The 3,394-nt window shown below is 68.6% G+C and carries 5 protein-coding genes and 1 pseudogene; 2 read left to right on the forward strand and 4 right to left on the reverse strand.

Annotated elements, in window-relative coordinates:
• A partial coding sequence (locus VGW35_02605; GenBank protein HEV8306534.1) for a carbohydrate ABC transporter permease occupies positions 1-719 on the reverse strand: 719 nt, incomplete at its 3' end.
• A 12-nt stretch (positions 720-731) separates the two neighbouring features.
• On the opposite strand from VGW35_02605, the gene VGW35_02610 reads away from it, so the two are divergent.
• On the forward strand, positions 732-911 hold the full coding sequence (locus VGW35_02610) for a hypothetical protein (GenBank protein ID HEV8306535.1): 180 nt from the start codon (positions 732-734) through the stop codon (positions 909-911).
• A 204-nt stretch (positions 912-1,115) separates the two neighbouring features.
• Here VGW35_02610 and VGW35_02615 read toward each other — a convergent pair whose 3' ends face one another.
• Positions 1,116-1,625 (reverse strand): hypothetical protein, encoded by a 510-nt coding sequence (locus tag VGW35_02615; protein HEV8306536.1) that lies wholly within the window; start codon positions 1,623-1,625, stop codon positions 1,116-1,118.
• 27 nt (positions 1,626-1,652) lie between these two features.
• Positions 1,653-2,507 carry a hypothetical protein gene (locus VGW35_02620; GenBank protein HEV8306537.1) on the reverse strand — a complete coding sequence of 285 codons (855 nt, stop codon included), beginning with the start codon at positions 2,505-2,507 and terminating at the stop codon, positions 1,653-1,655.
• Between the two features lie 206 nt (positions 2,508-2,713).
• On the opposite strand from VGW35_02620, the pseudogene VGW35_02625 reads away from it, so the two are divergent.
• Positions 2,714-2,926 (forward strand): annotated as a pseudogene (locus VGW35_02625) (alpha-isopropylmalate synthase regulatory domain-containing protein).
• 260 nt (positions 2,927-3,186) lie between these two features.
• Here the strand turns inward: VGW35_02625 and VGW35_02630 are convergent.
• The coding region (locus tag VGW35_02630; protein ID HEV8306538.1) for a carbohydrate ABC transporter permease at positions 3,187-3,394 on the reverse strand (208 nt) is incomplete at its 5' end.

The following is a 3,394-nucleotide window of genomic DNA, read 5'->3' on the forward strand; positions in this document are numbered from 1 at the left end:
AGCACCGGCAGCGTGATGAGGGTGGCGGCGGCGGCCAGCGTCCCCCAGTTGATCTCCTCGTAGGAGATCATGTTGAAGACGGCGATCGGGAGCGTCCGGGTCTCGCGGCCGGCCAGGATCACCGAGAAGAGGAAGTTGTTCCACGAGAACACGAACGAGAGGATCCCCGTCGCCACCACTCCCGGCTTGACCAGCGGCAGCGCGACCCGCCAGAACGTCCCGAAATACGAGCAGCCGTCGATGAGGGCGGCGTCCTCCAGCTCGGCCGGCACGTCCTCGAAGAAGCCGATCATGACCCAGGTGATGATCGGCAGGCCGACGATGAGGTGGGTGAGGATGAGGGCGCCGTAGGTGTCCACCATCCGGAGCTGGCGGAAGAAGATGTACCAGGGGATCAGGTACGAGATGCCGGGGATGATCCGGGCCGCCAGGATCGTCAGGGCCAGCCCGCGCTGGCGCCACCGCGCGATCGAGTAGGCGGCCGGGAGCCCCACCGCGAGCCCGAGGGCCGTGCACCCGAGCGCCACCACCAGGCTGTTCCAGGTGTAGAGGAGGAAGGGATACTTGGTGAAGACCTCGCGGTATCCCTTGGTCGTCACGCTGAAGGTCACGAACGAGGGCGGGTAGGCCGTCGCCTCGACCTGCGGCTTCAGGGAGAGGGTCACCATCCAGTAGAAGACGAGCCGTCCATCGGCCTCGCGCCGCTGGCGCTCGAGCACACGCCGGCCCGGGTGAAGGCCATCAACCGCGAGCTGGGCACCACCATCCTGATGGTCGAGCAGAACGTCCGGCGGATGCTCACGATCGCCGACCGGGTCCACCTCATGAAGCTCGGCACCCTGGCCGCCGTCGAGGGCTCGCCGGCCGAGCTCCTCCGGAACGTGGAGCTCCTTCGCGCCTACCTCGGCTGACGCCGAGCAGATCGGTCTGGGCCTCGGCACACCGGAGCGATCGTTCGGGCCAGTTATGGTAGTTCTTGCTGCCTATCAGGCCGTTACGCTCGGCAAAGGCGGCGATCCCGGCGTCGATCGTGCGCAGCGGCGCCTCGATCCTTTCCCACTCTTCTTCCGAACCGTGAAAGCCGTTCGGCATGCGGGTCGTCCGATTACCGGAACTCAAGGGTTCAGGCGATACCCCATGATTTTTACCCTCATGATACCGAGGCCGGTCCCGCTGCTTCGAAACGCCGTGAACTCGAGGCTCGTGCCGGGGTTCGCGTAGAACCGGGCTGCGTGGGTGGCGGCGAAATGTCGGTCGTTCCCGAACACGCCCTGGAATGTCAGGACGAGGAAATGGAAGGTATTCAGAGTGCCACCCGAAAGATTCGGGGCGGTGGTTCGAAAGTGCAGGCGCATGTCGCCCTCTCGGGTGGCGCCTCCCAGCGTGATCGTCTCGATCACGATCCGTTTGTCGGCCGGTACGGCGATGGATGCCGATTTTACCGTCTCGCCGCTCGCGAAGCCTATCGCGGCGGAAGCGGCGAATGGTTGTCCGGCATCCGGGTCGGCCGGCGGGATCGCGGCCACCGCCAGCCGCCCCTGAACCAGCGGTGACACGGTCCCGGTGGTGACCCCCAGAAGAACGACACCGACGGCCGCCAGCGCGTATATCCTGAACTGGGTCATGACTCCCCTCCCCGACGGTGGTCCCCGTCACGTGCCGATCGCACGAAGGACGTGCGGCATCCCGCTTCTCCGAGACAGCGCTTCGTGGGACTCTACGCCGGTGGGGGAAGCGGCGTCAACCGGCCGGGTCCCAAGGAACCAGGGGGACGGACTATGAGCGGACCCGCGCGATACGGCCACGCCACCCGTCCGGTCGAGTTCGGCGAGCTCCCGGCCGACGTCCGGTACGGAGACCTCCTCGATCTCCGCCTCGCGGCCCCCGGCCCGGAACAGGACGAGGGTGCCGTCGCAACGCGGCGGCGGCGCGGCGTCCGGGCGCATCAGGAAGGCGAGGCGGTCCGCGTCGGACGCGGGATCACGGGCGACGCGCTCCGCAGGGGCGGCGAGGCGCGCGAGGCGGCGGGGGTGGTCCAGCCCCGGTGGCTCCAGTGCGCGCGGCGCGATCCGCCGCCCCGGCAGCGCGTCGAGAAAGCGTCGCTCGAGGGGGGCCCACATGACGTCGGGCGCATCGAGCAGAAGGTCGTCCGGATGCACCAGATACACGTCGAGGTGGCACAGGGCCTCCCGGTGCACCGCTGCCGCATCCGCGAGCCGATGATTCGTAAGGTGGGCCTCGTACGCCCTGAGCAGGGCTCGCAGCTCGGCGTGCTTGGCCGGCGTTGCGAAGGCGTCGCCCCGGAGATCCTCGGCGGTCAGCCCGGCCATCCGCCACTCACGGATCGCCGCCCAGAGGGCGTCGGCCATGCGCGGCTGCTCGGCGAGGACGCGGAAGTAGGTCGGCGTGGCCCGCGACAGGTCGAAAAGAAGCCGCATAATGAGGGCCGGGCCGACGCCGTCTGGCGCCGGGTCGATCCCCCGCTCCACGAGGAACGGCGCCGCCATCTGGAGTGCCAGCTCGAGCGGTGGCATGAATCGGAGGCTTGCTCAGCTCGTGCCCTCGAAAGCCAAGCGCTCTCCGAGCGTATGCCCGACCCTGTAACCCGGGACAAAGACCCACTTCGCGCGGGTCCGGTGATCTCGGCAGAGCTGGTGGAGCTGGGCGACGAACGGATCCACGGCCCCGGCGATTTGGAGTCCGCGATCATGTCTACAAGGTGCGCATCCTCGACGAGTCGAAGGGCACCGCCGCCAAGACGCGCGTCCTCATCACCTCGGGGGACGGGGAGGAGACCTGGGGCACGGTCGGCGTCGCCCCCAACATCATCGACGCCTCCTGGCAGGCCCTGGTCCACTCGGTTGAGTACAAGCTCCGCCGCGACGAGCGCCGCGGGCTCCACTCCGCCGGATCGATGCCGGGCTGAGGCTGCCGGCCCTCCTGCCGCCGTCCGTCGCGTTCGTTGCGGCGGCGGCCTGCTCCGGCGTCGGCGTCCCCTGGCTGGCCGCGGGCATCCGTTGGCAGCACCTCTAGAGCGGAATGCCCTCCTCAACGGCCAGGCCGACGGTCCCGAGATCGCGCCGCTCCCGGGCGAATTACTCTTTTGCGTCGAGACGGTGGCACCCCAGACGCACGTGCCGCAGGCGGTGTGCCTGCTGGAGCCCTCGGGGCAGTCGGAGCGGCTCGTTACTGCTTGACGGCGCCGAAGGTGAGCCCGGTGACGATGTGGCGCTGGACGATCAGCGCCAGCAGCAGCACCGGCAGCGTGATGAGGGTGGCGGCGGCGGCCAGCGTCCCCCAGTTGATCTCCTCGTAGGAGATCATGTTGAAGACGGCGATCGGGAGCGTCCGGGTCTCGCGGCCGGCCAGGATCACCGAGAAGAGGAAGTTGTTC

It is taken from the genome of Candidatus Methylomirabilota bacterium (assembly GCA_036005065.1).
Classification (GTDB): Bacteria; Methylomirabilota; Methylomirabilia; order Rokubacteriales; family DASRDR01; genus DASYQW01.

Coding starts and splice junctions, on each gene's coding strand:
- VGW35_02615 (HEV8306536.1), bottom strand. CDS start 1,625: ATGACCCAGTTCAGGATATACGCGCTGGCGGCCGTCGGTGTCGTTCTT.
- VGW35_02620 (HEV8306537.1), bottom strand. CDS start 2,507: ATGGCGGCGCCGTTCCTCGTGGAGCGGGGGATCGACCCGGCGCCAGAC.